The organism is Brachybacterium sp. UNK5269 (assembly GCF_049266655.1).
In the GTDB taxonomy this organism is placed as follows: domain Bacteria; phylum Actinomycetota; class Actinomycetes; order Actinomycetales; family Dermabacteraceae; genus Brachybacterium.
On the sequence record NZ_CP184883.1, the window covers coordinates 3,413,936 to 3,440,652 of the forward strand.

Genomic DNA, 26,717 nt, shown 5'->3' on the forward strand with positions numbered 1-26,717 from the left:
GAGAACCCCATGACGCTGTCCCGACGCACCGCCCTGACCGCCCTGCCCCTCGGGGTCCTCGCCGCGGGTGCCCTCGCCGCCTGCGGCCCGAACGCCTCCGGCGGCGGGGAGGAGGACGAGGGCTCCGCCCTGCGCTTCTCCTGGTGGGGGAACCCCGAGCGGGCCGCGACCACCCAGGCGGTGATCGACCTCTTCGTCGAGCAGCACCCCGAGCTCGAGATCAGCGCCGAGCCCGGCGACATCTCCGGGTACTTCGACAAGCTCGCCACCTCGGTCGCCGCCGGGGACGAGCCCGACGTGATGACCATGGGCGGCGCCTACCCCGCCGAGTACGCGGCCCGGGACGTGCTGCTGGACCTCGGCACCGTCGAGGACGTCCTGGACCTGTCCGCGATGGACGAGGTGGCCCGCTCCAACGGGCAGGTCGACGGCACCCAGGTCGCGGTCACCACCGGCATCAACGCCCCCGGCATGATTGTGAACCGGGCGGTGCTCGAGGCCGCCGGCGTCGCGATGCCCGATCCCGAGACCTGGACCTGGGAGGACTTCGCCGCCGCCGCAGCGGCGGTCACCGAGAACACCCCCGCCGGCACCTACGGCTCCGGGAGCGTCTTCACCCACGACTCCGTCGACCTCTGGGCCCGCCAGCACGGCCAGATCCTCTACACCGAGGACGGCGAGATCGGGGTGGACGCCGCGACCGTGCAGTCCTTCTTCGAGTTCTCCAAGGCCCTCATCGACTCCGGCGCCTCGCCGGGGGCGGACGAGCTGGTCGAGCTCACCGACGTCGGCCCCGAGCAGACCCTGATGGGCCGCGGGCTGGCCGCCTTCATGCTCACCTGGTCCAGCTCCCTGACCGCGCTGTCGGAGGCCTCGGGCGCGGACCTTGAGATCGTGAAGGTGCCCGGGGAGTCCGCGGAGACCGGGGTGTGGCTGCAGTCCTCCCAGCTGTACACGATCTCCGCCCGCACCGCCTCCCCGCAGGACGCCGCGGCCTTCGTGAACTTCCTGATCAACGACCCGGAGGCCGGGAAGCTGATCCTCACCGACCGCGGGGTCCCCGCCGTCGAGGCGGTGCGGCAGGCGATCCTGCCGGAGCTGTCCGAGACCGCCCGGCGCGAGGTCGAGTACATCTCGGCGCTGGGCGAGATGGAGCTCAAGCCCACCTGGATCGGCCCGGCCGGCTCCACCGCGGTCGAGGAGATCACCCCGCGCCATCAGAACGCGGTGCTGTTCGGCAGCGCGACGGCCCAGCAGGCGGCCCAGGACTGGCACGACGAGGCCGTCGCCGCCGTCGCCGGATGAGGGCCCGGATCGATCGCCGCGCCCTCGTCCGCCGGCATGACCCGCATCTGACCGGGGCCGACGACGCGGTCCTCTCGGTGGGCAACGGAGGCTTCGCCGCCGGCGTGGACCGCACCGGCACCCAGACCTTCGCCGGTCCCGGCAGCGACGAGACGCGGATCAACACCCTGGCCGAATGGGGCTGGCACACGCTGCCCACCGACCCGCCCGCGCCGTGGGAGTCGCTGCTGCGCCGCTACGACTCCCCGCGCGGCCCGGCCGCGTACATGGACCTCGAGGGCGGGACCGAACATCCGGAGCCGGCGGCCGCCTGGTTCCGGGAGAACCCGCACAAGGTGTCCCTGCTGCGCTTCGCGCTGGCCGAGGCGGGCACCGGCGCGACCCCGGCGGCCGACGACATCACCGACGCCGCCCAGCACCTGGACCTGTGGTCCGGCACGATCCGCTCGACGTTCCGCTACCGCGGCCGGCCCTGCACGGTGACCACCACCTGCGATCCGGTCCATGACGCGCTCGCGCTGACGATCGATGCGCCGGGGCTCGACCTGGTGCTGACCTTCCCCTACGGCTCCCCGGGCTGGGAGCTCGCGGCCGACTGGACGGCCCCGTCGGCCCACACCACCGCCGTGGCGGGCGGGCGGATCGGCCGCCGGCTCGACGACCTCGAGTACGACGTGCTCGTCCACGGCGCCGAGCCGCGCTCGACCGGCGCGCATGCGGTGCGCCTGGCGCCCCCGGCGGGCGGCGCCGCGCTCGACGTGGTGCTCGAGCTGCTGCCCCGCGCCGTGCCCGCCGTCTCCCTCGACGAAAGCGCCCCCGGCCCGCTGCCGGAGCCGAGCGGCGTGGGGGTGCGGGAGCGGGCGGCCCGCTTCTGGGCGGAGCACTGGGAGAGCACCGGGGCCCTGGATCTCGGGGCGACGGAGGACCCCCGGGCGCATGAGCTCGAGCGGCGCGCTGTGCTCTCGCGCTACCTCCAGCGCGTCCACGCCGCCGGGGTGCTCCCGCCGGCGGAGACCGGACTGCTCGCGAACTCCTGGCGCGGGAAGTTCCACCTGGAGATGCACTGGTGGCATGCGGCGCATTTCGCGCTCTGGGGCGATGCGGGCTCGCTGCGCCGCGGCCTGGGCTTCTATGCGGCGGCGCTGCCGGGGGCCCGCGCGACGGCGCGAGCGCAGGGATGCCGCGGGGCGCGCTGGCCCAAGCAGATCGGTCCGGACCTGCGCGAGGCCCCGAGCGACATCGGCCCGTTCCTGCTGTGGCAGCAGCCCCATCCGATCCACCTCGCGGAGCTGGTGCGACGCGCCGATCCCTCGGCCGCCGACGATCCGCTGCTGCACGAGCTGGTCGAGCAGACCGCCCTGTGCCTGCAGGACCTGCTGCGCGCCGATGGCGAGCGCTCCGGCCTGGGGCCGCCGCTGATCGGCGCCCAGGAGCGGCACGTGGCCGATCGGCACCGGCTGCAGGATCCCGCCTTCGAGCTCGCCTACGTGACCTGGGCGCTGCGGGTCGCCGATCGCTGGCGCCATCGCCGCGGGGCACGGGACGCCGGGGAGCTGACCGCGGTGGCGGCGCGGATCCACTCCCCGCTGACGGCCGACGGCACGCTGAGGTCCTTCCGGGACGGTCCGGCGATGGACCGCTCCGACCATCCCTCGCACCTGTTGGCCTACGGGATGGTGCCGCCGACCGGGACCATCCCGGCAGCGGCCGCCGCCGCGGCGCTCGAGGACGTGCTGGCGGGCTGGGACTGGGAGTCCACCTGGGGCTGGGACTACCCCGCCCTGGCCATGACCGCGGCCCGCCTGCAGCGGCCGCGGACCGCGGTGGACGCCCTGCTGCTGCCGACGGTCAAGAACCGCTGCGACGGCGCCGGGCACTTCCCCCAGCGACCCGGTCTGCCCGCCTACCTGCCCGCCAACGGCGGCACCCTGATCGCCCTGGCGCTGATGAGCGCCGGCTGGGACGACGGCCCGCGGACCCCCGGCCTGCCCGCGGACTGGCGCGCCCGCCACGAGGGGATCCTGCCGCTGCCCGCGCACTGATCCGGCCCAAGCACCCTCTACTCTGGAGGAATGACCAGCAGCGCGACGCCCGCCGCGGCGGAGGGCGGCGGGCGCGCCGGCCCGGCCGCCGACGTCGGCCGCTGGTTCGCGACCGCCACCAGGAAACCCCTCGATGCGCCCGGACCCGCCCGGGGCGGTCCGAGGCGGCAGGCGTGGGGGCCGATGGAGGGCGCGGACTACGGCCGACGCAGCCCCGCCGACGAGGTCGACGCGGCGCTGGCGCTGCTGCGCGACCGGCCGGTGGCGGTGCTGACCGGGGCCGGCATGTCCACCGGCTCCGGGCTGCCGGACTACCGCGGCCGCGAGGCGGTGCCCCGCTCCCCCATGACCTACCAGGAGTTCATCGGCCACGACCTGGCCCGGCGCCGCTACTGGGCCCGCTCGACGGTGGGCTGGGAGCAGTTCCGCCGGGCCCGCCCCGGCCCGGCGCACCGCCTGCTCGCCGCGCTCCACGCCACCGCCTTCCCGAACACCGCGGTGATCACCCAGAACGTCGACGGCCTGCACGCGGCGGCCGGCTCCGATCCGGTCGTCGACCTGCACGGGCGCCTGGACCGGGTGCGCTGCCAGCAGTGCGATGCGCTGTCCTCCCGCACCGCGCTGCACCAGCGGATGCTGTCGATGAACCCGCAGCTCGCCGCCCGGCTCCCGGAGCTCGCGGCCGAGGCCGCCCAGGCCCCCGACGGGGACGCCGAGGTGGACCGCACCAGCAGCTTCCGCTACCCGCCGTGCCCGCTGTGCGGCGGGATCCTCAAGCCCGACGTGGTGTTCTTCGGCGAGTCGGCCCGGCGCGAGGTGGTCGGCGCGGCCTTCGCCGCGCTCGAGGCGGCCGATGCGCTGCTGGTGCTCGGCTCGAGCCTCACCGTCCAGTCGGGACTGCGCTTCGTGCGGGCCGCCCGGCGGCAGGACCAGCCCGTGGTGATCCTCAACGACGGCCCCACCCGCGCCGATGCGGAGGCCACGCTGCGCCTGCATGGGCGCCTCGAGGAGGTGCTGGCCCGCTGGGTCCACGCCGCCGGTGCGCCGCTGCCCTGACCCGCCTCAGGCCGCGTCGCCCACCAGCACGCTCGCCAGGGCGCGCAGCTCGGCGGCGTCGACGGAGCGGACCTCGAGCCGGGGGTCCTCGCTGCCGGGGTCCAGCGCCTCCATCGTCAGCACTCCCTCGGCGGTCGCGTGGACGCTGAGCTGCTGCACCCCGCCCTGATCCGTGCGCACCAGGGTGAGCACGCTGAGGGCGCGGGTCGCGGCCAGGCGCTGCGCGATCGGGTGGGCGGCGAGCGCCGAGCTGCGCACCAGCACGGGATCGCCGCCCGCGCCGCCGACGCCCAGCGGGTCGACGAAGGCCGCCAGCCGGTCGCCGGCCCGGGTGGGACTCAGCGCCGTGAACCGGTGGAGGCCCACTGCGGTGACCTCCTCCTCGAGCACCCCGGCGGCGTGCGCGTAGCAGTGGAGGCGGTGGACCTGCGGGCCGTGATCGGTCTGCACGGTGCGTTCGGCGGTGGTGAACACCCGCGCGGTGCGGCGCAGCACCAGGGCGCTGGCGATCTCGGGCGCCGCCTGCCACTGCGCGCCGCCGCCGTCCGGCCCGGGCGCGAAGCGGATCTGCTCGGCGGCGATCAGGGAGCGCAGCGCGACCCCGGCGGCGAAGGCCCGCTGCTCGGGATGCTCCTCGAGCCAGGGCGCGGCGACGAACTGGCGCCGGGCGTAGCCGTCCAGCGCCGCGATCTGCTCGTCGCTCAACGTCACCGCCGGTTCCGGCCCGCCCGCCCCGGCGCGCTCGAGCAGCGCGGAGGCGGCGGCGACGTCCGCGGGCGTGAACTGCAGCGGCGCCTCGGGGTCGGTGCCGCGGATGCCGGCGGGCAGGTCGGGCACGGCGCCGGGGACCCCGGCGCCCCCCGCCGGCGCCGAGGCCGGGGCCGGCGGGGACGTGCCCGGGGCGACGGTCGGATCGGAGCGCTGCGTCATGGCTCGACCTTAGCGAGCGCCGCGCCGCCACCCGCGGATCCCCCGCTCGCCCTGCCGCCGGCGACCTCGAGGGACGACAATGGAGCCGCCACGTCGTCCGCGCGAAGGAGCCGACCCCCGATGACCGCCCCGCTGCCGCAGCTCGATCTCAACGCCGACCTCGGCGAGGGCTTCGGCGCCTGGTCGATGGGCGAGGACGAGGACACGATGCTCGAGGTGGTGACCACGGCGAACGTGGCCTGCGGCGGCCATGCCGGGGACCCCGGCACGATGCGCGCCGCGGTCCGGGCGGCCGCCGCCCGGGGTGTGGCGATCACCGCGCACGTGGCCTACCCCGATCCCCTCGGCTTCGGTCGCCGCTTCCTCGACATCGCCCCCGCCGACCTCACCGACCAGGTGATCGTGCAGGTGGGCGGCCTGCAGGCGATGGCCCGCGTGGAGGGCACCCGGGTGCGGGGCGTCAAGCCCCACGGCGCGCTGTACACCGCTCTGGCCCGTCACGAGCAGCAGGCGGCGGCGGTGGTGGGCGCCCTGCGGGAGCTCGGCGGAGACCTGCCCCTGGTCGCCGCCCCCGGCGCCGTGGTGATCGAGCTGGCCGAGGCGGCCGGCCTGGAGGTGGTGCGCGAGGGCTTCGCCGACCGCGCCTACCTCGCCGACGGGACCCTCGCCCCGCGCAGCCTCCCCGGCGCGGTGCTCACCGCCGCGGAGGCGGTGGCCGCCCAGGCCCTCTCGATCGCCACCGAGCACGGGGTGCGCACGGCCGACGGGAGCTGGGTGGAGCTGCCGGTGCGCTCGCTCTGCCTGCACGGCGACACCCCCGGCGCGGTCGAGCTCGCCCGCACGGTGCGCCGCCGGCTGGAGGCGGCGGGCGTGCGGCTCGCGGCGGCGCTGTGACGACGGATCCGCTCCGCTCCGGGCCCTCGGGTCGGCTCGCGCCGCCGCTGGCGGTGCATCGGGCCGGGGAGGCCGCCCTGCTCGCGGAGTACCCGGGCACCGCCGAGGTGCTCGCGGCGGCCGCCGCGGTCCGCGCCCTCGCTCCCGAGCACCTGCGCGACCTGGTCCCCGCCGAGCGCACCCTGCTGCTGTCCGGGACCGGCGCGCGCGACGTCCCGGCGCTGGCGGCCCTGCTGCGGGACCTGACCGCTCCCGAGGTGGACGAGCAGCCCGCCGCCGAGGTCCCCCTCGGCATCGTCTACGACGGCGAGGACCTCGAGGCGGTCGCGGAGCTGCTCGGGATGAGCTCGAACGCGCTGATCACCGCCCATTCCTCGATCACCTGGACGGCCGCCTTCGGCGGCTTCGCCCCCGGCTTCTCGTACCTGGTCGCCCCGGATCGCACGGACCGGCTCGGACCGGATCTGCCGGGGCGCGGGGCCGACGGCGCGGGCCCGCCCTGGGACGTCCCGCGCCGCGCCGAGCCGCGCACCGCCGTGCCGGCCGGCGCCGTCGGCCTCGCCGCCCACTACTGCGCGATCTACCCGCGCGCCACCCCCGGCGGCTGGCAGCTGATCGGCCGCAGCGACGCCGAGCTGTTCGATCCCCGCCGGGAGCCTCCCGCCCTGCTCGTCCCCGGCACCCGCGTCCGCTTCACCCCCCAGCGGGCGACCGCGCGGGCCGGCGGCGCCGCGGCCAGGGTCCGGGCCGTCCGCGGCGCCGCGGCGGGACCGACGCGGCGCGGCCGCCGTCGCCGCGCGGCCGGCGCCCACCCCGCCGGGACGGCCGTCCTCGCCGTGCGCGCTCCCGGACCGCTCGCCCTGATCCAGGACGCCGGGCGCGGGGGCCGGGCGGCGATCGGGGTCGGCACCTCGGGAACCTTCGATCACGGGGCGATGGTGCGGGCCAACCTCGCCGTCGGCAACCCCTCGTCCGCCGCGGTCGTCGAGGCCCTCCTCGGCCCGCTGTTCCTGGCGGCCCTCGCGCCGAGCGTCGTCGCCGTCTCCGGGGCCCCGGCGCCGGTGACCGTGCGCCGCCGCGATGGGGACGTCGCAGACCTGGTGCTGCCCGCCGGGCAGGGCCGGGAGCAGCCGATCGCCCTTGATGTCGGCGACACCCTGGAGCTGGGCCCGGCCACCTCCGGGCTGCGGGTGGTGCTCGCCGTGCGCGGCGGGATCGGCGCCGTGCGCCGCCCGGACCCGACCGACCCGGAGACCCCCACCGGCGCCGCCCCGACGGGTGCCGACCCCGCGGCCGTCGAGGGCCCGACGCTCGGCTCGATGTCGCGCGACACCCTCTCCGGGCTCGGCCCCGCCCCGCTCACGGCCGGCGCCCTGCTGCTGGTGGCCCGGCAGCGCGGGCTCGACGCGGTGCCCGCCGTGGCCCCGGAGAGCGGCGCCGCGGCGGAGCCGGCCCCGACCGACCCCGGGACCGATCGGGGCCCCGCCGCCGAGCCGGCCCTGGTCCGGGTGCCCGTGCATGTCGGCCCCCGCGCCGCACTGCTCGGCAGCGAGGCGCTCACCGCGCTGCTGGCCGGGACCTGGAGCGTCCGACCCGACTCCGACCGGGTCGGGGTGCGACTGGGCGGGCAGGCGCTGCCGGTCCCGGCGGGCGCCGGCTCCCTGCCCAGCGAGGCCGTCGTGCCCGGCGCGATCCAGGTGCCGCCCTCGGGTCTGCCGGTCGTCTTCGGCCCGGACCACCCCACCACCGGCGGGTACCCGGTGATCGCGGTCGTCACCCGGGCGGGTCTCGACCGGCTCGCCCAGGCCGCCCCGGGCACCGCCGTGAGGTTCGAGGGCACCGACGAGCTCTGAGCCCCGCCCCGGACCGCCGGGCGGCGCGGCGCGGCCCTTCCCGCCCGTCGGCGCTGCCTGCGCGCCCCGCCGGGCGGTGACACGATGGCCCCATGCCGCGCCTGCTCCCCGACCCCGCCTACTTCGCCACCCTGCCGAAGGTGATCAGCTCCGGGGCGGTGATCCTGCGGGACGAGGACGACCGCTTCGTGATCGAGAAGCCCAACTACCGCGACCACTGGCTGCTGCCCGGCGGCGGCGTGGACGCCGGGGAGGACGCCCGGCAGTGCGCCCAGCGGGAGGTGCAGGAGGAGCTCGGCCTCGACGTCGAGGTGGGTCGCCTGCTCGCCGTGGACTGGCTGCCCTCGAGCCCGGTGCGCAGCGCGCCGATGGGCGTGCACTTCCTCTTCGACGCCGGCGTCATCCCCCGCGCGCAGCTCGAGGCGAGCGTGGTGCCGCAGGCCGCGGAGCTCGACGACTGGGCGCTCATCGAGGAGTCGCAGGCCGACCTCCTCGGCGGTTGGGGCGCGGCCCGCGCCCGCCGCGCCCTCGCCGTGCTGCGCGGTGCGGCCGACGTCGACCTCGTCGCGCACCCGCGGCGCTGAGCGCCCCGGGTCCCCCGCGCACCCCCGCACTTACCGAGGATCCGTCGGCCGCGTCGATCTCGCGGCGGGACTGCAACGAATCCGAGACCTTCCACTTTTTCTCACCGTGACCAGGAGTGGAGGTCCCGGCGACCTCCCACCCCGGCCGCGCCTGTGATCCACGTCGCATCCCGCCGGCGGCGGGTGGTCCATGATGTCCCGCAACGCGTTGCCCGTCCCCGCCCCTCCCCGTGTCCGGAGCTGAGCATGAGCCCTTCGATCTCCCCCGCCGAGGCGTCGACCGCCGCCGCCGGGCGCCCGCTGACCAGGTCGCAGCGCCTGGACCGCCTGCCCTTCACCCGCAAGCACGGCAGGATGCTCGGCGCCTCGGGCATCGGCTGGGCGCTGGACGCGATGGACGTGGGCCTGATCTCCTTCGTCATCGCCGCGCTGAGCGTGCACTGGAACCTGTCCAAGGCCGACGGCTCCCTCATCGCCTCCGCCGGGTTCGCCGGCATGGCGATCGGCGCGAGCGTGGGCGGGCTGCTCGCCGACCGCATCGGCCGGCGCAACGTCTTCGCCCTCACCCTGCTGGTCTACGGCCTCGCCACCGGCGCCTCGGCGCTCGCGATGGGGGTGGGGGCGCTGATCGCGCTGCGGTTCGTGGTGGGCCTCGGCCTCGGCGCCGAGCTGCCGGTGGCCTCGACCCTGATGAGCGAGTTCGCCCCCGCCCGCATCCGCGGCCGCATCATCGTCTGGCTCGAGGCGTTCTGGGCGCTGGGCTGGATCCTCGCCGCCGTGATCGGCACCTTCGTGGCCGCTTCGGGACCGACGGGCTGGCGCTGGGCGCTCGCCCTGGGCATGGTGCCGGCCGCGTACTCGCTGGTGGTGCGCTGGGGGATGCCCGAATCGGTGCGTTTCCTCGAGCTCAAGGGCCGGGCCGACGAGGCCGAGGCGGTGGTGCGCGGCTTCGAGAGCTCGCCCGCGATCTCGCGCCGGCAGGGCCGGGCCGCAGCCGCCGCCGAGGCCGACGGGCGCGTCCGCGCCGACGAGGTCGGCACCGTCCCCGCCGCCGATCAGGTGGAGGCCAGCGGCGGGATCTGGTCGGGGTCCCTGCGCCGCCGCACCGCGGGCCTGTGGGCGGTGTGGTTCTGCATCAACCTGTCCTACTACGGGGCGTTCATCTGGATCCCGACCCTGCTGGTGGATCGCGGCTTCAGCCTCACCCAGTCCTTCACCTTCACCCTGATCATCACCCTCGCCCAGATCCCCGGCTACGCCGCGGCGGCGTGGCTGATCGAGGTGCTCGGCCGGCGCTGGACGCTGACCCTGTTCCTGGCCGGCTCCGCGCTCTCGGCGATCGGCTACGGCCTGGCGGACAGCGAGGCCACGATCATCGCGGCCGGCTGCCTGCTGAGCTTCTTCAACCTCGGCGCCTGGGGCGCGCTGTACGCGATCGGGCCGGAGCTGTACCCGACCGCCGTGCGCGGCACCGGCACCGGCGCGGCCGCCGCCTTCGGGCGCGTCGCCTCCATGCTGGCGCCGTTCCTGGTGCCGGTGCTGGTCACCACCGGTGGCCAGCACCTCGCCTTCGCGGTCTTCGCGTTCGCCTTCGGCCTGGCGGCGGCCGCCGCGTTCACGCTGCCCGAGCAGCGCGGCAAGGCGCTCGCGGAGTAGCGCACCCGGCGGCCGACGGCCCCGCCACTCCCCCGGCATGACAACGCCGTGCGCGGAAAGGTTCCACCATCATGGAACCTTCCCGCGCACGGCACCTCGAGCAGCGGGCCGAGCGGGCGCTCGGGCCGGCGCAGTCGCCGGCGCGCCTCGGATCAGGCCTGGGTGGTCTCCAGCGAGCCGTCGTAGGCGCAGATCGCGTCGACCTTGGCGGCGGAGGAGGAGGTGGGGTCGAACTCGAGGTCGAGCCACACCTTCACGAGCTCCTTGGCGAGCTCGAGGCCGATCACGCGCTCGCCCATGCACAGCACCTGCGCGTTGTTCGAGAGGACGGAGCGCTGCACGGAGTAGAGGTCGTGGGCGGTGACGGCGCGGACGCCGGAGACCTTGTTCGCCGCGATCGCGACGCCCAGGCCGGTGCCGCAGATCAGCAGCGCCCGGTCGGCCTCGCCGGCCGCGACCTTCTCGGCCGCCTCGACGGCGACGTTGGGGTAGTAGGTGCCGTCCTCGCGGCCGGTGACGCCGACGTCGATGACCGAGTCGACGCGCGGGTCCGCCTCGAGCAGCTCCTTCAGCGCGCCCTTGTGGCCGTAGCCGGCGTTGTCGGATCCGGTGACGATTCTCAGGCCCATGAGTTCTCCTTCGGTGCGGTGGGGTGATGTCCGGGGCGGCGGCGCGGACAGCGGCCGCCGCGAGGACGTCTCGAGGGGTGCAACGCCGCGGGAGGCGGAACTGTTCCGGAAGCGGTCCCGCGCCTCCCGCGGCATGGCCGGTCTCACACGGCGAGCAGCTCGCCGAGCCGGGTGACGATCCGCGAGAACGAGATCGCCCCCGGATCGGGGGTGCCGACGGACTTCTCGCCGTGGTTGCGGGCTCGGCCCTTGTGGGCGACCAGGTCGGCGGTGGCCTCGGCGGCGGTGCTCGCCTCGGCGGCGGCGGCCGCGATCGCCGGCGCCGCCGGTCCGCTCGCCGCGGCGAGGCTGGTCCGGAAGGGGACGGCGGCATCGACCATGGTCTTGTCGCCGGGCTTCGCGCGGCCCAGCCGCTCGACGGCCTCGACGGCCCGCACCAGGCCGGTCAGGAGCTGCTCGTCGCTGACGGCGGCGTCGTCGGTCAGGGCGCTGCCGATGGCGGTCAGCGCCGCGCCCCAGAGGGCGCCGGAGGTGCCGCCGGCCTCGGCGGACCAGGCGGCACCGGCCTGCACCAGCACGGTGCGGGCGCCGGCCCCGTCGGCGACCACGCGCTGGGCGGTGGCGCGGGCGGCGCGGATGCCGAGCACCATGCCCTGGCCGTGGTCGCCGTCGCCGGCGATCGCGTCCATCCGCCCCAGCTCCGGCTCGAGCTGCTCGAGCAGGCTCTGGATCTCGCCGAGGATCTCGGCGATGCGGGTGGCGCCGGACCGGGACTCCTCCGCAGCGGCGGGGATCGGGTCCTCGCCGGGGGCGTACAGCTCCGTGCGCGCCTCGCCGAGATCGCCGCCGACGGTGCCGCCGCGCCGGAAGGCCGGGGCGTCGGCCGGGGCCAGCCAGAGCCGCTCGAGCTCCTCGTCCAGCCGCATCACGGTCAGGGAGAGCCCGGCCATGTCCAGGCTGGTGACGTGCTCGCCCACCTCGGGGCGCACCACGGTCAGGCCCGCCTCGGCGAGCAGGTGCGAGGCGTGCTTCCACACCACGAACATCTCCTCGTACTTCACGGTGCCCAGTCCGTTCAGGACCACCGCGACCCGGTCCGAGGCGAGGTCGGGGGTCTCCTCCAGCACGCCCTCGACGAGCAGCGCGGCGAGCTCCGCGGCGCTGGGCAGGGGGGCCTCGTCGATGCCGGGCTCGCCGTGGATGCCGAGGCCGATCGCCATCGTCCCCTCCGGGACGTGGAACAGGGCGTCCTCGGCGCCGGGCAGGGTGCAGCCGTCGAAGGCCACGCCGAGGGTGCGGGTGGCGTCGTTGGCCTTCCAGGCCAGGCGCTCGGCGGTATCGAGGTCGGCGCCGGCCTGGATGGCGGCCCCGGCGATCTTGAAGACCGGGAGGTCACCGGCGATGCCGCGGCGGTCGCGGTGATCGCCGGTCTGCCCGGAGGCGATGTCGTCGCTGACGGCGACGATGCGCACGTCGATGCCCTCGGCGCGCAGCTTCTCGGCGGCGACCCCGAAGTGCAGGACGTCGCCGGCGTAGTGGCCGAAGCCGAGGACCACGCCGCCGCCGTTCTCGGCGTTGCGGGCCACCGCGTACACCTGGTCGGACGAGGGCGAGGAGAAGATGTTCCCGCACGGCGCACCATGGGCGAAGCCCGGCCCCACCCAGCCGGCGAAGGCCGGGTAGTGCCCGGAGCCGCCGCCGACCACGAGCGCCGGCTGCCCGGCGGGGGTCGCGTTCGCGCGCACCACGCCGCCGTGGACGCGCACCAGCTCCTCGGGGTGGGCGGCCACGAGGCCCTCGACGGCGTCGGCGGGGAAGGTCTTGGGATCGTCGAACAGGTAGGTCATCGTGGTCTCCGGAGGCTCGGCGGGCGGGGGTCAGGATGCCGGCGCCCCGGCGGCCGCGAGGGGGCGGCCGCCGGGGCGGGCAGGGATCAGGCGGCGGCCGCCGCGCGGCGATCGGCCTTGGACAGGCGCTTGCCGCCGGCGTCGGTGACCCCGGGCTGCTCGACGTTCAGCGCGAAGGTCATCAGGAAGGCGAGGGCGTAGAGGGCCACGAAGGCCCAGACCACGCCGACGTTCCCGCCCCAGGGGCGCACCACGGCGACCACGGCGGAGCCGAGGAAGGTGGCGCCGCCCGCGGCGGTCGTGTACATCGCCATCGCGGCGCCGGTGTGGCCTGGGGCCAGCGCCGGCATGATCGCGCCCAGCGGCACGAAGCCGGCCAGCAGGATCCCGAAGACGGTCCCCGCGATCACCGCCACGACGAAGCCCGAGTCGGAGCCGGCCGGCACCCAGTGCGGCACGTACCACCACAGCAGCAGGCCGACCGCGGAGCCGACGATGCCGAACCAGCGCACCGTGGAGGCCCAGCCGAGCTTGTCGCCCAGGGCGCCGAAGGCGGCGTTGAACAGGATGTTGCCGGCGAAGACGATCGAGGTCATCAGCAGCCAGCGGGCCTGGCCCCAGCCGAGGGTCTCGGCGATCACGGTGGGCAGGATGATGAACATGCCGAACTGCGGGGCGGTGTTGATCAGCCGGGTCAGGAAGCCCATCATCACGCGCTTGTTGGTGAGGGACAGGCGCACGCCGGAGAAGATGACCTGGGTGCTGGTCTCCCCTGCGGGGGCCAGGCGCATCGAGCCGTGGCGCTCGCGCACCCCGAACCAGGCGATGAGGAAGCCGGCGACCACGATCAGGGTCGAGGCGGCCATCGCCCAGCGCTCACCGAAGAAGCCGCCGCCGAAGGCGGGGATCATCCCGATCGCGACCAGCGAGCCGATGGTGGGCATGCCGCCGGTGAACATGACGTAGAACCAGCCCACGGCCGCGCCGTTGCGCTGCTTGGGGACGACCGCGTTGACCCAGACCAGGAAGGAGAAGGCGAACAGCGGGAAGCCGAAGCCGCGCATGAAGTAGGTCAGCCCCACCAGCGCGACGGACTCGGTGGACAGCGCCCCCAGGAACGCGGCCTGGAACACCACCCAGATGATCACGCCCAGCAGCATGACGCGGCGCGGGCCCCACAGGTCCGAGAGCGCGCCGGCCAGGTAGGAGCCGACCAGGGTGGCCAGGCTGTAGAGGGTGATGATGGTGGCGGCGACGTTGATCATCTCGTCCCCGCCGCCGAACACGTTGGCCACGTGGGGGAGACGAAGTTCGTCTCGACGCCGTTGCCGGTCATGAAGATCAGCACGGCGAGGAAGCCCCAGCGCAGGGGGTGGGGGATGCCGATCCGGTCCAGGAAGGTCTCCCGGTCCGATCCCACGGCGGGGACGGCGGCGTCGTTCGTCGATGAGGGGGCGGTGCTCATACGGCACTCCTTCGTGCAGGGGGTCCGGCAGCGGTCCGGCCGGGGCGATCACCGCCGGGGCGATCACCGCCGGGGCGTCCGCCCGCGGCCGGCCGCTGAGAGGGGGGACGGTCAGGCTCCGGGCAGGATCGAGACCTTGATGGAGGCGCCGGCGGAGTCGGCGACGGTGTCGAGGGCCTTCTGGACGTCCTTCAGGCCGAACTGGTGGGTGCAGATCTCGTCGAGCGGCAGCACACCGGACTCGATGATCTTGATCGCGGCGGGCCAGGTGTGCGGGCCCAGGTGGGCGCCGAGCACGTCGAGCTCCTTGTCGTCGGAGATGATCGACCAGTCGACCGAGACGTTCTCCTTGAACACCGAGTACTCGACGAAGCGTCCGAGCTTGCGCAGCAGGTTCAGGCCCTGGCCGACGGCGCTCGGGTGGCCGGTGCACTCGATGTAGACGTCGGCCCCGTAGCCGCCGGTCAGCGCCCGGATCTCCTCGTAGATGTCGACCTTCGAGGGGTTCAGGGTGAGATCGGCGCCGCACTTCTTGGCGAGCTCGAGCTTGGCGTCGTCGAAGTCGAGGGCGATGACCATCTTCGGGTTCTTGTGCGCCGCGCCGATGATCGCGCCGAGGCCGATCGGGCCGGCGCCGGCGACCACCACGACGTCGTAGAAGGTGAGCTGGGCGCGCTCGACGGCATGCAGGGAGCACGACAGCGGCTCGGCGAAGGCGGCGTGCTGCGGGGGCAGGTCCTTGGAGATCCTGTGGGCCCGGGCCAGCGCCGGGACGATCATGTACTCGGCCATGCCGCCGTCGTAGTGCTTGAAGCCGAACATGTCGTGCGGGTCGCACATCCAGTACCAGCCGCGCTCGCAGTACATGCACTCGCCGCAGGGGACGATCTGCTCGACGACGATGCGGTCGCCGAGCTCGACGCCGTGGTGGGCGAGGGCCTCGGCCGTGCCGGAGACGATCTCGCCGGTGATCTCGTGGCCGGGGGTGATGCCGGGCTCGACCCACCGCTCGCGGTTCTCGTCGCCCCAGAACTTGGCGGCGCCGGCGTAGGCCTTGAGGTCGCTCGCGCAGACGCCGACGGCCTCCACCCTGATCAGCAGCTCATCGGCGGCGGGGGTCGGGACGGGCTTCTCCTCGAGGCGGTAGTCCTCGGGGGCATGCATCACCACGGCCTGCATGGTGGCGGGGGTCTCGCTCATCTCCACACATCTCCTTCGATACGTTCCTGATGCGGAGCCGACGCGCCGTCCGGCCCGGGGCCGTCGCGACGGCGCGGCCCCGTCTCCGTTCACCCTAACATCGACAGAACTTTCGTCAAGCACATATGTTCCAACTCGGCAGCCGATGGTGGCCCGCTCGGGGGACGAGGCGGCCTGATCCGGCGCCCCCGCTGGGGCGGTCCCGCTCAGGCGGGGCGAGGGCCGCGCCCCGGGCTGCGCGCGCCGTCGCTCCCGGCCAGCAGCGCCTCGGCCGTCGGCACATCGGTCAGCAGGGTGGTCATCAGCCCGGCGCGGGCCCCGGCACGGATCGAGGGCACCTTCGCCGGGCCCGCGGCGAGCGCGATGGTGGTGGGGATCCGGCGCAGCGTCTCGACCGAGGGGCGCACCAGGCGGTCCGATCCCGCGAACGGCAGCGGCCCGCCGTCGGCGTCGAAGAAGTGCAGGCAGATGTCCCCCACCGCCGCCTGCAGCGCGGGGTCCTCGCGGGGGACCACCGAGGTCAGCACCTCGCGTCCGACGTAGGGGGCGCCGATGCCGGTGACCAGCACCTCGGCCCGGGCCCACAGGTCGGTGATCTCCAGGAAGCTCGGATCCGACTGCAGGGAGTCCCAGAGGGCCGGGCTGGGCAGCGCGGGGGCGAAGACGAACCGCGGCTCGGCGCCGGTGCGCTCCGCGAAGTCGCGGACCGTCTCGTTGGTGCGGAAGGCCGGGTTCGCCTCCTGCTGGCCGCCGACGGTGGGGGCGATGATCACGCCGCGCAGCTCGGGCATCCCCGGCAGCCGGGCCACCGCATGCGTGGTCTGGCCCGAGGAGACCAGCATGACGTCGCCGCGGCGCAGGCCGAGGCTGCGCAGCTCCTCCCCCAGCAGGTCGCCGATCCCGCGGAACTGCCGCTGGACCTGGTTCCCGGGGGCGATCCGCACCCGGACGCCGTCGAGCTCCGCGCGCAGGCGGTCCTCGAGGTCGCGGACGTCCGGGCCGGCGACGTCGAGCACCTCGAAGCGCACCATGCCGATCCGCCGGGCCTCGGTGAGCAGCTTGCTGACGGTGGGGCGGGAGACCCCGAGCCGCTCGGCGACCTCCGCCTGGCGGAGGTCCTCGAGGTAGTAGGCGGACGCCGCCCGATGCAGGAGCTGCGGGTCCATGGAGGTCTCGAGCACTGTCCACCCCTTCGTCGCCGCCCTGCCGCCGCCGACCTCGGTGTCGGGGGCGACGGCGCAGGGGCCGGTCGTCTCGTGGCGCTGATCCTATAGAGCCGAGCCGCCCGGCGCACAAGCGTGACGGACAGATGTTCCCGGCCGGTGCGCACTGCGATCCTCAGCAGGCACCCCGGCGCGCGGTGGCAGGATGGATGCCGCAGGCCACGGGGGTGGTCGGCGGCGGAACGGGGGACGCGGGCGATGACGGGACGCACGGAGGCGGTGCTCGGGGTCGACGTCGGCACCTCGAGCACGAAGGGCGTGCTGGTCTCCCTCGACGGGGAGATCCTGCGCAGCGCCGTGCGGGAGCACGCGGTGGACCGCCCCGCCCCCGGCCAGGTCGAGATGGACGCCGAGCTCTGGTGGGATGAGTTCGTCTCCCTCGCCCAGGAGCTCACCGCGGACGGCTGCGCCGAGGTCACGGCTGTCGGGCTCTCCGGCATGGGGCCCTGCGTGCTGCTGACCGACGCGCAGGGCATCCCCGTGCGGCCGGCGATCCTGTACGGCGTCGACACCCGCGCCGGGGAGCAGATCCGTCGGCTGACCAATGTGCTCGGGCGGGAGGAGATCATCGCCCACTGCGGCAGTCCGCTGACCTCCCAGGCCGCCGGCCCGAAGATCGCGTGGATCGCGGAGCACGAGCCGGAGGTCTACGCGCGGGCCCGGCGCATGTTCATGCCCGCCTCCTACCTGGCCTTCCGCCTGACCGGCCAGTACGTGATGGACCATGTCAGCGCCGGCCAGACCGCGCCGCTGTACTGCCTGCGCCAGCAGACCTGGCACACCTCCCGCTCCCAGCACGCCCTGGCCGGCACCGACTGGTCCCAGCACATCGCCCCGGGGATCGAGCTGCCGCAGCTGCGCTGGGCGGGCGAGGGCGCGGGGACCGTGCGTCCGCGGATCAGCGCGCAGATCCCGGGGCTGCCCGCCGGCATCCCGGTGATCAGCGGGACCATCGACGCCTGGATGGAGGCGGTCAGCGTCGACGCCGTCCATCCGGGTGACCTGATGCTGATGTACGGGACCACCACCTTCCTGGTGGCCACGACCGACCAGCCGGTGGCGAGCCGGGTGCTGTGGCCCACCTCCGGCACCACGGCGGGCTCCTTCACCCTGGCCGGCGGCCTCGCCTCCTCCGGCGCCATCACCGGCTGGCTGCGGGACCTCACCGGGCAGGCCGACTTCGCGACGCTCCTCGCGGAGGCGGCGCAGAGCCCGCCGGGCGCGAACGGGCTGGTGATGCTCCCCTACTTCGCCGGCGAGCGCTCCCCCATCGCGGATCCCGCAGCCCGCGGCGTGATCGCCGGGCTGACCCTGTCCCACACCCGCGGGGACCTGTACCGGGCCGCGCTCGAGGCCGCCGCGTACGGCGTCCGCCACCACCTCGAGGCGCTCGCCGAGGCGGGCGTGAGCGTCCGGCGGATGATCGCCGTGGGCGGCGGGGCGCGCCAGGACCTGTGGCCGCAGATCGTCTCCGACGTCACCGGGGTTCCCCAGCAGATCCCGCGACGCACGGTGGGAGCCTCCTACGGCAGCTCGATGCTGGCGGCGCGACTGGCCCATGACGCCGACACCTCCGCCTGGAACCCCACCGACCACCTCTGCGTGCCCGCCCCCGCGCACCGGGAGCGCTACGACGAGCTGTACCGGCTCTACCGCGACCTCTACCCCGCCACCCGCGACGTCACCCACGCCCTGGCGCAGCTGCAGCAGCGCTGAGCGGCGGGACGCGAGCGCTGGACGCGCCGCGCGAGCGCGGGGCGGCGGGACGGCGTCCCGCCGCCGGGGCCTCACTGGTCGAGCTTGGGCTGGATCTCCTTGGTGTAGATCCCCTCGAGGGTCTCCTGCAGGCCGTCCATGGCCGCCTGGACGTCCCCCTCGGCGGTCACGATCGACGCCACGGCCTTGGCCATCTCCTGATCCGCGCCGGGCAGGAAGACGCGCGCGAAGTCCTGGGGCCGGGTCGCGTCCAGCTGATCGACCGCGGTCTGGATCTCCGGGGTGGTGGCGACCAGCTCGGTGACGTCGGCGCTCTTGCGCACCGGCATGTACCCGGTCGCGGCCGAGAAGGCGACGGTGGACTCGGGGCGGCCCATGAACTCCATCAGCATGGCGCCGGCGAGCTGCTCCTCCTTGCTGATCGCCGAGGGGATGCCGAGGCCCGCGCCCCCGGTGGGGCAGACCGGCCCGTCGACGGGACCGCCCGGCAGGAAGCCGACGCCGACGTCGAAGGTCGCGGACTCGAGGACCCCCACCAGCGAGCCGGTCGAGGCGATGGTCGAGGAGCACACGCCGGCCGCGAAGGTGTCGGCCGAATCGCTCGAGGCGACCTGCGCCCAGCCGTTCTTGAACACCGAGTCCTGGACCCATTGCAGGGCCTGGACCGACTCCGGCGATGCGCAGGTGATGGTCCATTCGTCGGACCATCCGGCGCCCTGTCCCCACAGCACGTTCTGCAGCGTCCAGCCCGCGTAGCCGGCCAGGTCGGGGTACATGTACGGGGTCTCGGCCTGGGTGAGCTGCGGTGCCCACTCCTCGAACTCGGCCCAGGTCTCGGGGGCGCGGTCGGGCAGCCCGGCGGCGGAGAAGTGCTCCTTGTTGAAGTAGAACAGCGGCGTGGAGCGACCGTAGGGCAGGGCCCACTGCTGGTCCTCGTACTGGTAGTCCTGCACGAGCGAGTCGCGGTAGTCGGCCAGGTCGATCCCGAGCTGCTCGACGAGGCCGTCGATGGGGATGATGTTGCCGTTGATGAAGTACCGGAACCACCACACGTCCGAGAGCACCACGACGGCGGGCAGGCCGGAGTTCGCGGCCTGCGCGGTCTGGAACCGCTGGGCGATCTCCTCGTAGTTGGAGCCGGCAGTCACGTGGTTCACGCTGATGCCGGTCTCCTCGGTGAACGTCCCCAGCAGCTCCTTCTCGACCTCCTGGGAGCCTCCTGGATGGTTGGTCCAGAAGTCGATCTCGGTGGCCGGTTCGACGCCGGAGAAGTCGAGGTCGGCCTCCTCGGCCTCGCCCCCGCCGCCGCCGACGTCCGGGCCGCCGCCGCAGGCCGCGAGGCCCAGCGCGCCGGCCCCCGCGAGGCCCATGCCCAGCAGGGACCGTCGGCTGAATCCTCGGGGGAGATGGAGTGATCGGTGCATGGCGGGGTCCTTTCGGGGGTGGAGGACGGACGCGGTCGCGTCAGCCGGTCACGCTGCCTTGGGTGAGGCCGGAGACGATGTGGCGCTGCAGCATCGCGAAGACGATCAGGACCGGGGCGATCACCAGGACCGTGCCGGCCATGAGGATGCCCCAGCCGGCCCCGGTGTTGCCCTCGGAGTTCTGCAGGGCGGTCAGGCCCACGGGCAGGGTCATCCGGCTGGCCTCCGAGGTGATGATCAGGGGCCAGATGTAGTCGTTCCACTCGGTCACGATGGTCACCAGGGCGACGGTGGCGACCGTCGGGACCGAGATCGGCACCACCACCGACCACAGGGTGCGCAGGTGGCCGGCGCCGTCGATCTCGGCCGCCTCGAGCATGGCCGCGGGGATGGTGAGGAAGTACTGGCGCAGCAGGAAGGTCCCGAAGGCGGTGCCCAGTCCCGGCAGGATGATCCCCCAGTAGGTGTTCACCCCGCCGAGCCCGGCGATCAGCACGTAGTTGGGCAGGATCGAGACCTGCGGGGGCACCATCAGCGCCACCAGGATCAGCACGAAGATGACGCGCTTGAAGGGGAACCGCACGAACACCAGCGCGTAGGCGGTGAAGATCGCCAGGAGCACCTTGATGCTCGCGCCGATCGTCGTGACGATCACCGAGTTCAGGAAGAACCGCGGGATCGGCACCGAGTTCCAGGCGGCCTCGTAGTTCGCCAGGGAGGGGCTCTCGGGCAGCACCACCAGGTCGGTGGACAGGATCTCGTGCGGCGCCTTGAAGGAGCTGATCATCATCCACAGCAGCGGCACCACCATCACCAGGGTCGCCAGGATCAGCGGCACGTATCCGCCGGCCAGGGTCGACAGCAGGTTGGCCCGGCTGAAGGGCCCGTGCGCGCGGCGCGGCGGGCGGGTGGGCACCTCGACGGCGCCGTCGGGCCGCGGGAGGGTGGGGGTGCTCATGAGTAGTGCACCTTCCGCTCGACGAACAGGATCTGGGCGACCGTCATGACGATGAGGATGATGAACAGCAGCACCGAGATGGTCGCCGAGTAGCCGGCCCGGGAGTAGCCCCCGAAGGCCTGCAGGTAGGACTCGAAGATCATGGTGTTGGTGCCGCGACCGGTGGGGGTCATGATCCGCAGCAGGTCGAAGGCCTGCAGGCTGTTCAGGGTGGTGGTGATCAGCAGGAAGAACGTCGTCGGCGAGAGCAGCGGGATCGAGATGCTGAAGAACCGGCGCACCGGCCCGGCCCCGTCGAGCTGAGCGGCGTGCATGACGTCCTGCGGCAGCGACTGCAGACCGCCCAGGTAGACGATCGCGCAGTACCCGAGGTTCTTCCAGACGTACACGATGATCACCATCACCAGCGACATCTCCGGGTCCAGGAACCACTGCGGGCTGCCCAGGCCCAGCTGGCGGAGGATCCAGGCGAGCGCCCCGAAGTTGGGATCGAAGATGAACAGCCACACCAGCCCGACGCCGACGCCGGAGAGCACGTAGGGCGCGAAGACGGCCGAGCGGGCGACGGTCCTGCCGGGCACGTCGATGTTCAGCGCGAGCGCGATCAGCAGCCCCAGCACCATCGCCCCGCCCACCGTGAGCAGGGTGAAGATCGCCGTGATGCGCAGGCTGGTCAGGCCGGCGTCGGAGGTGAAGAACTCGATGTAGTTGCCGAGTCCGATGAAGGTCGCGGTGCGCGAGCCCAGCGTCCAGTCCAGCATCGAGTACTGGATGTTCAAGATCAGCGGACGGTAGGTGAACATGGCGATGAGCACCAGGTTCGGAGCGGCGAAGGCGAGGAAGACGAGGGCGTCACGGCGCGTGCGCCGGGTCATCCGGCGCCGCCGCACCGGCGGCCGGGGCGGGGCCGGGGCGGCATCGGGGGCCGGCCGCGCCGACGACTCCGGAGCCCGGGCGTCCGCGCCCGTCATCCGGCTCGGGGAAGAGGTCATGGGTGCTCATTCGCTGGGGGGAATGCTGTCCGCCGGCGACGATGCCGGCGGTTCCTCCCATTATGGGCACGTCGACGTGGCCTGCGTCACGTCTGGCGCAGATCCGCGAGTCCTGGGCGCCGTCGCCCGGTCCCGGGCCACCGCGTACGGTGGGCCCACCGACGAGTGCGCTCGTCGGCCGTCCGCATCTCGCGCCCGGAACCGGAGGCTCCCATGCACGCCGATCGCATCACCGACTCGATCTGCCACCACGCCGAGGGACCGCACTGGTCCGACACCTGGGGAGGGCTGCGCTGGGTGGACATGCTCGCCGGGGACATGGTGCTCCTCGCCGAGGACGGCACCACCCGCCGCATCCCGACGCCCAGCCCGGTGGTGGCCTGTGTGCGCCCGGCCGTCAGCGGCGGCGCGGTCCTCGCGCTCGAGAAGGGCTTCGGGCTCGAGGACGCCGACGGCTCGATCGAGACGCTCCCGCCGCTGTGGGACGAGGACGTGCGCATGAACGAGGGCGCCATCGCCCCCGACGGCTCCTTCCTGTGCGGTTCGATGGCCTACGACCAGAGCCCCGGCGCCGCCGCGATGTGGCGCCTGTTCCCCGACGGCACCACCGTCCGGATCCTCGATGACCTCACCGTCTCCAACGGCCTCGTCTTCACGGAGGACGGCGCCCGCGCCTTCTACGTCGACACCCCCACCGGCCGCGTCGACCTCTTCGACTGGTCCGACGAGGAGGGGCTGACGAACCGTCGGCCCTTCGCGGACCTCACCGAGCAGGACGGCCACCCCGACGGCCTCGCGCTCGACGAGACCGGGCGGGTGTGGGTGGCCATGAACGGCGGCGGCCAGGTGCTCGGCCTCGACGAGCACGGAGCCGTGGCCGCCCGCATCAGCGTGGACGCCCGGCAGGTCACCGCCTGCACCTTCGGCGGTGAGGACGGCTCGACGCTCTACATCACCACCAGCCGGGAGAACGTCCCCGACGGCGAGGACCCGCAGGCCGGATCGCTGTTCGCGGCCCGCCCCGGGGTGCGCGGCGCGGTCACGGAGCGCTTCTTCGGCGGCTGAGCCGCGCCCGGTCGGCGCAGCGGAGGCGCCGCCGACCCGGGCCCGGGTCGATGGGGCCCGGGCCCGGCCCGGGCTCAGCGTGCCGCGCCCGGCCCCGTCTGTGCGGCCTCGCCCGAGCGGTCCCGGGCCTCCCCGGTGGCCAGCGACTCGACCATGTCGTCGAACTCCTGCATCGCCAGGGCGGGCGGCTGCGGGGTGATCAGGCTGACCAGCACGGCCAGCACGAGGCAGACCAGGAAGCCGGGGATGATCTCGTACAGGTGCTGCCCGGCGAACAGGTCCCAGCTCACGTCGAGCTCGATCCGGTCCGGTCCCCAGGCCTGACCCCACACGAAAGCGACCACGGCGCCGGCGACCATGCCCACCGCGGCGCCGGCCGCCGTGAGACGGCGCCAGAACAGCGCGAGCAGCACGATCGGCCCGAAGGCCGCGCCGAAGCCGGCCCAGGCGAAGGCCACCAGGCCGAGCACCGAGCTGTTCGGGTCCAGCGCGAGCAGCACGGCGACCACCGACACCACGAGCACGCCGATCCGGCCGCCCCAGAGGGCGCCCTTCGAGCTGAGCTTGATGCCGACCCCGCCGATGAGGTCCTCGACCAGCGCGGAGCTGGTGACGATCAGCTGCGAGGAGATCGTGGACATGATCGCCGCGAGCACCGCGGCCAGCAGCACCCCGGCGATCAGTGGGTGGAAGAGGATCTGCGAGAGGTCCAGGAACACGGACTCGCCGTTGGTGGTGTCGGTCAGGACCGCCTCGGCGTTCTGCTGGAAGTAGGCCAGGCCGGCGAGGGCGGTGAACACGGCACCCAGCACGCAGATGACCATCCAGCTCATGCCCACGACCAGGCCGTACCGCGAATCGCGCGAGGAGCGCAGGGCCATGAAGCGCACGATGATGTGCGGCTGGCCGAAGTAGCCCAGCCCCCAGGCGAGCGCCGAGATGATGCCGACGGCGGTGCCGCCGGAGGTCATCGAGGCGAAGTCGGCGTTCACTTCGCGCACGGAGGCGAACATCTGAGCCGGTCCCCCCACCACGAACATCGCGGTGATCGGCACGACGAGCAGGGAGACCAGCATGATCAGGCCCTGGACGACGTCCGTGTAGCTGGCGCCGAGGAAGCCGCCGAACAGGGTGTAGAGGACGGTGACGCCGCCGACCAGCAGCATGCCGGTGAGGTAGGGCCCGCCGAACATCGACTGGAAGAACACGCCGCCGGCGACCATGCCGGAGGAGACGTAGAAGGTGAAGAACACCAGGATGATCAGGCCCGCTGCGATCCGCAGCACGTTGGTGCGGTCATGGAGGCGGTTGCCGAAGAAGCTCGGCACGGTGATCGCGTTGCGGGCGATCTGGGTGTACTGCCGTAGCCGCGGGGCCACGAAGAACCAGTTCAACCCCGCACCGACGGTGAGGCCGACGGCGATCCACGCCTCGACCAGGCCGTTCATGTACAGCGCGCCGGGCAGGCCCATCAGCAGCCAGCCCGACATGTCCGACGCGCCGGCGGAGAGGGCGGCGACGAAGGGATGCAGCTGGCGCCCGCCCAGCATGTAGTCCTCGCCCCCCTTGGTCTTGCGGAACGCGTACAGGCCGATGCCGATCATCGCGGCGAAGTAGACGCCCAGCGCGATCATCTTGAAGACGAGATCCATGGAGGACTCCGATCTCAGGTGGGGAGGAGGGGACCTGCGGGGTCAGGGTTCAGGCGGCCGCCGGGGTCGCCGACGGGACGCGCGAGCGTCGAGGGGTGAGGTGCCGTCGACCCTACGCCCTGGTGCCCCCGATCACACGCGTCGTTGCCCGACGGTGACATGCCCCGGCCCGCCCCGGGGTGGCCGCAGTGGCCTCACGCCTTGCCGCCCTCGCCTCACCTTCCCCTCTGTGCCCTGGCGCTACCGCGGAGTCATGTGCGCCTGACTTCCCCGGACGGAAGCCACATGCACATGACTACCCGGTAGGCCCCCCGGGGCGGCGGTCAGCCATCCTGTGCGTCGCGGTCTGCCCGCCGCTGCTCCCCGGATGGCTCCCTTCCCCCGGGATGGCCCGCCTCCCCCGGGATGGCCCGCCTCGCCCGAGATGGCCCGCTCCCCCCGGGATGGCTCGCTCCCCCGGGATGGCTCGCTCCCCCGGGGTGGCTCGCTCCCCGAGCCCTACCGCAGAGTTATGTGCGCGTGGCTTCCAAGAACGGAAGCCACGCGCACATAACTACTGGGTAAGCCGCCAGGAGCGGGGCCCGGCGCCGGGCCGAGCGCGGGCGCGGGCGGGGGCGGGGCGGCCTCAGCCGAACAGGGCCTCGGTGTCCTCGTCCACCCAGTCCAGGGTGCGCTCGACGGCCTTCTTCCACAGGCGCAGGTAGCGCTCGCGGGTCTCCTCGTCCATCTGGGGCTCCCAGCGCTTGTCCTCGGCCCAGTTGTCGATGACGTCCTGCTCGCCGTCCCAGAAGCCCACCGCGATGCCGGCGGCGTAGGCGGCCCCGAGGGCGGTGGTCTCGATGACCTTCGGCCGCACCACCGGGACGCCGAGGATGTCGGCCTGGAACTGCATGAGGGTCTCGTTCATGACCATGCCGCCGTCGACCTTGAGCTCGCTGAGCTCGACCCCGTCGGCCTCGGCGTCGGCCACCATCGCATCCAGCACCTCGCGGGACTGGTAGGCGGTGGCCTCCAGGGCGGCCCGGGCGATGTGGTGCTTGTCGTGGAAGCGGGTCATGCCCACCATCGCGCCGCGGGCGTCGGAGCGCCAGTGCGGGGCGAACAGGCCCGAGAAGGCCGGGACGATGTAAAGGCCGCCGTTGTCGTCGACCTGCTTGGCGAGGTCCTCGATCTCGGGGGCGCTGCTGATCAGGCCGAGGTTGTCGCGCACCCACTGCACCAGCGAGCCGGTCACCGCGATCGAGCCCTCCAGGGCGTAGACCGGCTTGTTCTCCCCGATCTTGTAGGCGACGGTGGTGAGCAGCCCGTTCTCGCTGCGGACCAGGTCCTCGCCGGTGTTGATCAGCATGAAGTTGCCGGTGCCGTAGGTGTTCTTGGCCTGGCCCACCTCGAAGCAGGCCTGGCCGAAGGTCGCGGCCTGCTGGTCGCCGAGGATGCCGGCGATCGGGGTGTCGATCAGCAGCCCCTGCTTGCGGCCCTTCCCGTACACCTCGGAGGAGGAGCAGATCTCCGGGAGCATGGACAGCGGGATGCCCATGTCGCCGGCGATGTCCTCGTTCCAGTCGAGGGTGTCGATGTTCATCAGCATGGTGCGGGAGGCGTTGGTGACGTCGGTGACGTGGACCCCGCCGTTCGCCCCGCCGGTCATGTTCCACACCAGCCAGGCGTCGGTGTTGCCGAACAGCAGGTCACCCGCCTCGGCCTTCTCCCGGGCCCCCTCGACGTTGTCGAGGATCCACTTGACCTTGGGGCCGGAGAAGTACGTCGCCAGCGGCAGCCCCACCCGCTCCTTGTACTTGTCGGCGCCTTCCTCGCCGGCGAGCTGGTCGCAGATCTTCTGGGTGCGGGTGTCCTGCCAGACGATCGCGTTGTACACCGGCTCGCCCGTGGTGCGGTCCCAGACCACGGCGGTCTCGCGCTGGTTGGTGATGCCGACGGCGGCGAGCTGGTGGCGGTTGATCTCGGCGTTCACCAGCGCCTGGCCGACGACGTCGCGGGTGTTCTTCCAGATCTCCTTCGCATCGTGCTCGACCCAGCCGGAGCGCGGGAAGATCTGTCGGTGCTCCTTCTGGCCGCTGGCGACGATCTGCCCGGCGTGGTCGAAGATGATCGCGCGGGTCGAGGTCGTGCCCTGGTCGATGGACATGATGTACATGGTCTCGTCGTTCATCAGAACTCCTTCGTCGGTGATGAGGGGTCGTGAGGTGCAGCGGCGGGGTCGGTGGG

The 26,717-nt window shown here is 73.6% G+C and carries 21 protein-coding genes; 9 read left to right on the forward strand and 12 right to left on the reverse strand.

The window, feature by feature from the left end:
* Positions 1-9: 9 nt before the first annotated feature.
* Genes ACOJUI_RS15765 through ACOJUI_RS15775 form a run of 3 tightly spaced genes read left to right on the forward strand, consistent with a single transcriptional unit; the run spans position 10 to position 4,403 of the window.
* Positions 10-1,305 carry an ABC transporter substrate-binding protein gene (locus ACOJUI_RS15765; protein ID WP_422115874.1) on the forward strand — a complete coding sequence of 432 codons (1,296 nt, stop codon included), beginning with the start codon at positions 10-12 and terminating at the stop codon, positions 1,303-1,305.
* Positions 1,302-3,347: a hypothetical protein gene (locus ACOJUI_RS15770; protein WP_422115875.1), complete on the forward strand. Its 2,046-nt coding sequence runs from the start codon at positions 1,302-1,304 to the stop codon at positions 3,345-3,347. The genes ACOJUI_RS15765 and ACOJUI_RS15770 overlap by 4 nt, the downstream gene beginning before the upstream one ends.
* Before the next feature lie 30 nt (positions 3,348-3,377).
* Positions 3,378-4,403 carry an NAD-dependent protein deacetylase gene (locus tag ACOJUI_RS15775; RefSeq protein ID WP_422115876.1) on the forward strand — a complete coding sequence of 342 codons (1,026 nt, stop codon included), beginning with the start codon at positions 3,378-3,380 and terminating at the stop codon, positions 4,401-4,403.
* 6 nt (positions 4,404-4,409) lie between these two features.
* Here ACOJUI_RS15775 and ACOJUI_RS15780 read toward each other — a convergent pair whose 3' ends face one another.
* A complete protein-coding gene (locus ACOJUI_RS15780) occupies positions 4,410-5,333 on the reverse strand; it encodes a hypothetical protein (protein WP_422115877.1) in 924 nt (307 codons plus the stop codon).
* 120 nt (positions 5,334-5,453) lie between these two features.
* Between ACOJUI_RS15780 and ACOJUI_RS15785 the strand changes: the two genes are divergently transcribed.
* The 4 genes from ACOJUI_RS15785 (at position 5,454) to ACOJUI_RS15800 (ending at position 10,320) form a co-directional block, all read left to right on the forward strand.
* A complete protein-coding gene (locus ACOJUI_RS15785) occupies positions 5,454-6,227 on the forward strand; it encodes a LamB/YcsF family protein (protein WP_422115878.1) in 774 nt (257 codons plus the stop codon).
* Positions 6,224-8,080: a carboxyltransferase domain-containing protein gene (locus tag ACOJUI_RS15790; RefSeq protein WP_422115879.1), complete on the forward strand. Its 1,857-nt coding sequence runs from the start codon at positions 6,224-6,226 to the stop codon at positions 8,078-8,080. Before ACOJUI_RS15785 ends, ACOJUI_RS15790 begins: the two co-directional genes overlap by 4 nt.
* 92 nt (positions 8,081-8,172) lie before the next feature.
* The gene (locus tag ACOJUI_RS15795) at positions 8,173-8,664 is read left to right on the forward strand and encodes an NUDIX domain-containing protein (RefSeq protein WP_422115880.1); all 492 of its coding nucleotides are present in this window, start codon (positions 8,173-8,175) and stop codon (positions 8,662-8,664) included.
* 246 nt (positions 8,665-8,910) lie between these two features.
* Positions 8,911-10,320: an MFS transporter gene (locus ACOJUI_RS15800; protein WP_422115881.1), complete on the forward strand. Its 1,410-nt coding sequence runs from the start codon at positions 8,911-8,913 to the stop codon at positions 10,318-10,320.
* 152 nt (positions 10,321-10,472) lie between these two features.
* On the opposite strand, the gene ACOJUI_RS15805 is transcribed toward ACOJUI_RS15800, so the two are convergent.
* From ACOJUI_RS15805 to ACOJUI_RS15830, 6 genes are all read right to left on the reverse strand, one after another.
* Positions 10,473-10,949: a ribose-5-phosphate isomerase gene (locus ACOJUI_RS15805; RefSeq protein ID WP_422115882.1), complete on the reverse strand. Its 477-nt coding sequence runs from the start codon at positions 10,947-10,949 to the stop codon at positions 10,473-10,475.
* Positions 10,950-11,092: 143 nt separating this feature from the next.
* The gene (locus tag ACOJUI_RS15810; protein ID WP_422115883.1) at positions 11,093-12,796 is read right to left on the reverse strand and encodes a dihydroxyacetone kinase family protein; all 1,704 of its coding nucleotides are present in this window, start codon (positions 12,794-12,796) and stop codon (positions 11,093-11,095) included.
* 86 nt (positions 12,797-12,882) lie between these two features.
* Positions 12,883-14,091, reverse strand: coding sequence for an RbtT/DalT/CsbX family MFS transporter (locus ACOJUI_RS15815; RefSeq protein WP_422115884.1), 1,209 nt, complete (start codon positions 14,089-14,091; stop codon positions 12,883-12,885).
* Positions 14,058-14,261 carry a hypothetical protein gene (locus ACOJUI_RS15820; protein WP_422115885.1) on the reverse strand — a complete coding sequence of 68 codons (204 nt, stop codon included), beginning with the start codon at positions 14,259-14,261 and terminating at the stop codon, positions 14,058-14,060. The genes ACOJUI_RS15815 and ACOJUI_RS15820 overlap by 34 nt, the downstream gene beginning before the upstream one ends.
* A 111-nt stretch (positions 14,262-14,372) precedes the next feature.
* Positions 14,373-15,461 carry a zinc-binding dehydrogenase gene (locus ACOJUI_RS15825; RefSeq protein ID WP_422115886.1) on the reverse strand — a complete coding sequence of 363 codons (1,089 nt, stop codon included), beginning with the start codon at positions 15,459-15,461 and terminating at the stop codon, positions 14,373-14,375.
* 206 nt (positions 15,462-15,667) lie between these two features.
* Complete coding sequence (locus tag ACOJUI_RS15830) at positions 15,668-16,642, reverse strand: sugar-binding transcriptional regulator (RefSeq protein ID WP_422115887.1); 975 nt, start codon at positions 16,640-16,642, stop codon at positions 15,668-15,670.
* Between the two features lie 240 nt (positions 16,643-16,882).
* Here ACOJUI_RS15830 and ACOJUI_RS15835 point away from each other — a divergent pair, with 240 nt between their 5' ends.
* Entirely contained in the window at positions 16,883-18,400 is a 1,518-nt protein-coding gene (locus ACOJUI_RS15835) for an FGGY-family carbohydrate kinase (protein WP_422115888.1), read from the forward strand.
* A gap of 71 nt (positions 18,401-18,471) precedes the next feature.
* Here ACOJUI_RS15835 and ACOJUI_RS15840 read toward each other — a convergent pair whose 3' ends face one another.
* The 3 genes from ACOJUI_RS15840 to ACOJUI_RS15850 are packed head-to-tail and all read right to left on the reverse strand — an operon-like array spanning position 18,472 to position 21,753.
* Complete coding sequence (locus ACOJUI_RS15840; protein WP_422115889.1) at positions 18,472-19,824, reverse strand: ABC transporter substrate-binding protein; 1,353 nt, start codon at positions 19,822-19,824, stop codon at positions 18,472-18,474.
* Between the two features lie 40 nt (positions 19,825-19,864).
* On the reverse strand, positions 19,865-20,782 hold the full coding sequence (locus ACOJUI_RS15845) for a carbohydrate ABC transporter permease (RefSeq protein WP_422115890.1): 918 nt from the start codon (positions 20,780-20,782) through the stop codon (positions 19,865-19,867).
* Positions 20,779-21,753 carry a carbohydrate ABC transporter permease gene (locus ACOJUI_RS15850; RefSeq protein ID WP_422117687.1) on the reverse strand — a complete coding sequence of 325 codons (975 nt, stop codon included), beginning with the start codon at positions 21,751-21,753 and terminating at the stop codon, positions 20,779-20,781. The genes ACOJUI_RS15845 and ACOJUI_RS15850 overlap by 4 nt, the downstream gene beginning before the upstream one ends.
* Positions 21,754-21,987: 234 nt before the next feature.
* Here ACOJUI_RS15850 and ACOJUI_RS15855 point away from each other — a divergent pair, with 234 nt between their 5' ends.
* Positions 21,988-22,839 (forward strand): SMP-30/gluconolactonase/LRE family protein, encoded by an 852-nt coding sequence (locus ACOJUI_RS15855; RefSeq protein WP_422115891.1) that lies wholly within the window; start codon positions 21,988-21,990, stop codon positions 22,837-22,839.
* A gap of 74 nt (positions 22,840-22,913) precedes the next feature.
* Here ACOJUI_RS15855 and putP read toward each other — a convergent pair whose 3' ends face one another.
* A complete protein-coding gene (gene putP / locus ACOJUI_RS15860) occupies positions 22,914-24,491 on the reverse strand; it encodes a sodium/proline symporter PutP (protein WP_422115892.1) in 1,578 nt (525 codons plus the stop codon).
* A gap of 625 nt (positions 24,492-25,116) precedes the next feature.
* A complete protein-coding gene (gene glpK / locus ACOJUI_RS15865) occupies positions 25,117-26,661 on the reverse strand; it encodes a glycerol kinase GlpK (protein ID WP_422115893.1) in 1,545 nt (514 codons plus the stop codon).
* Positions 26,662-26,717: the final 56 nt, after the last annotated feature.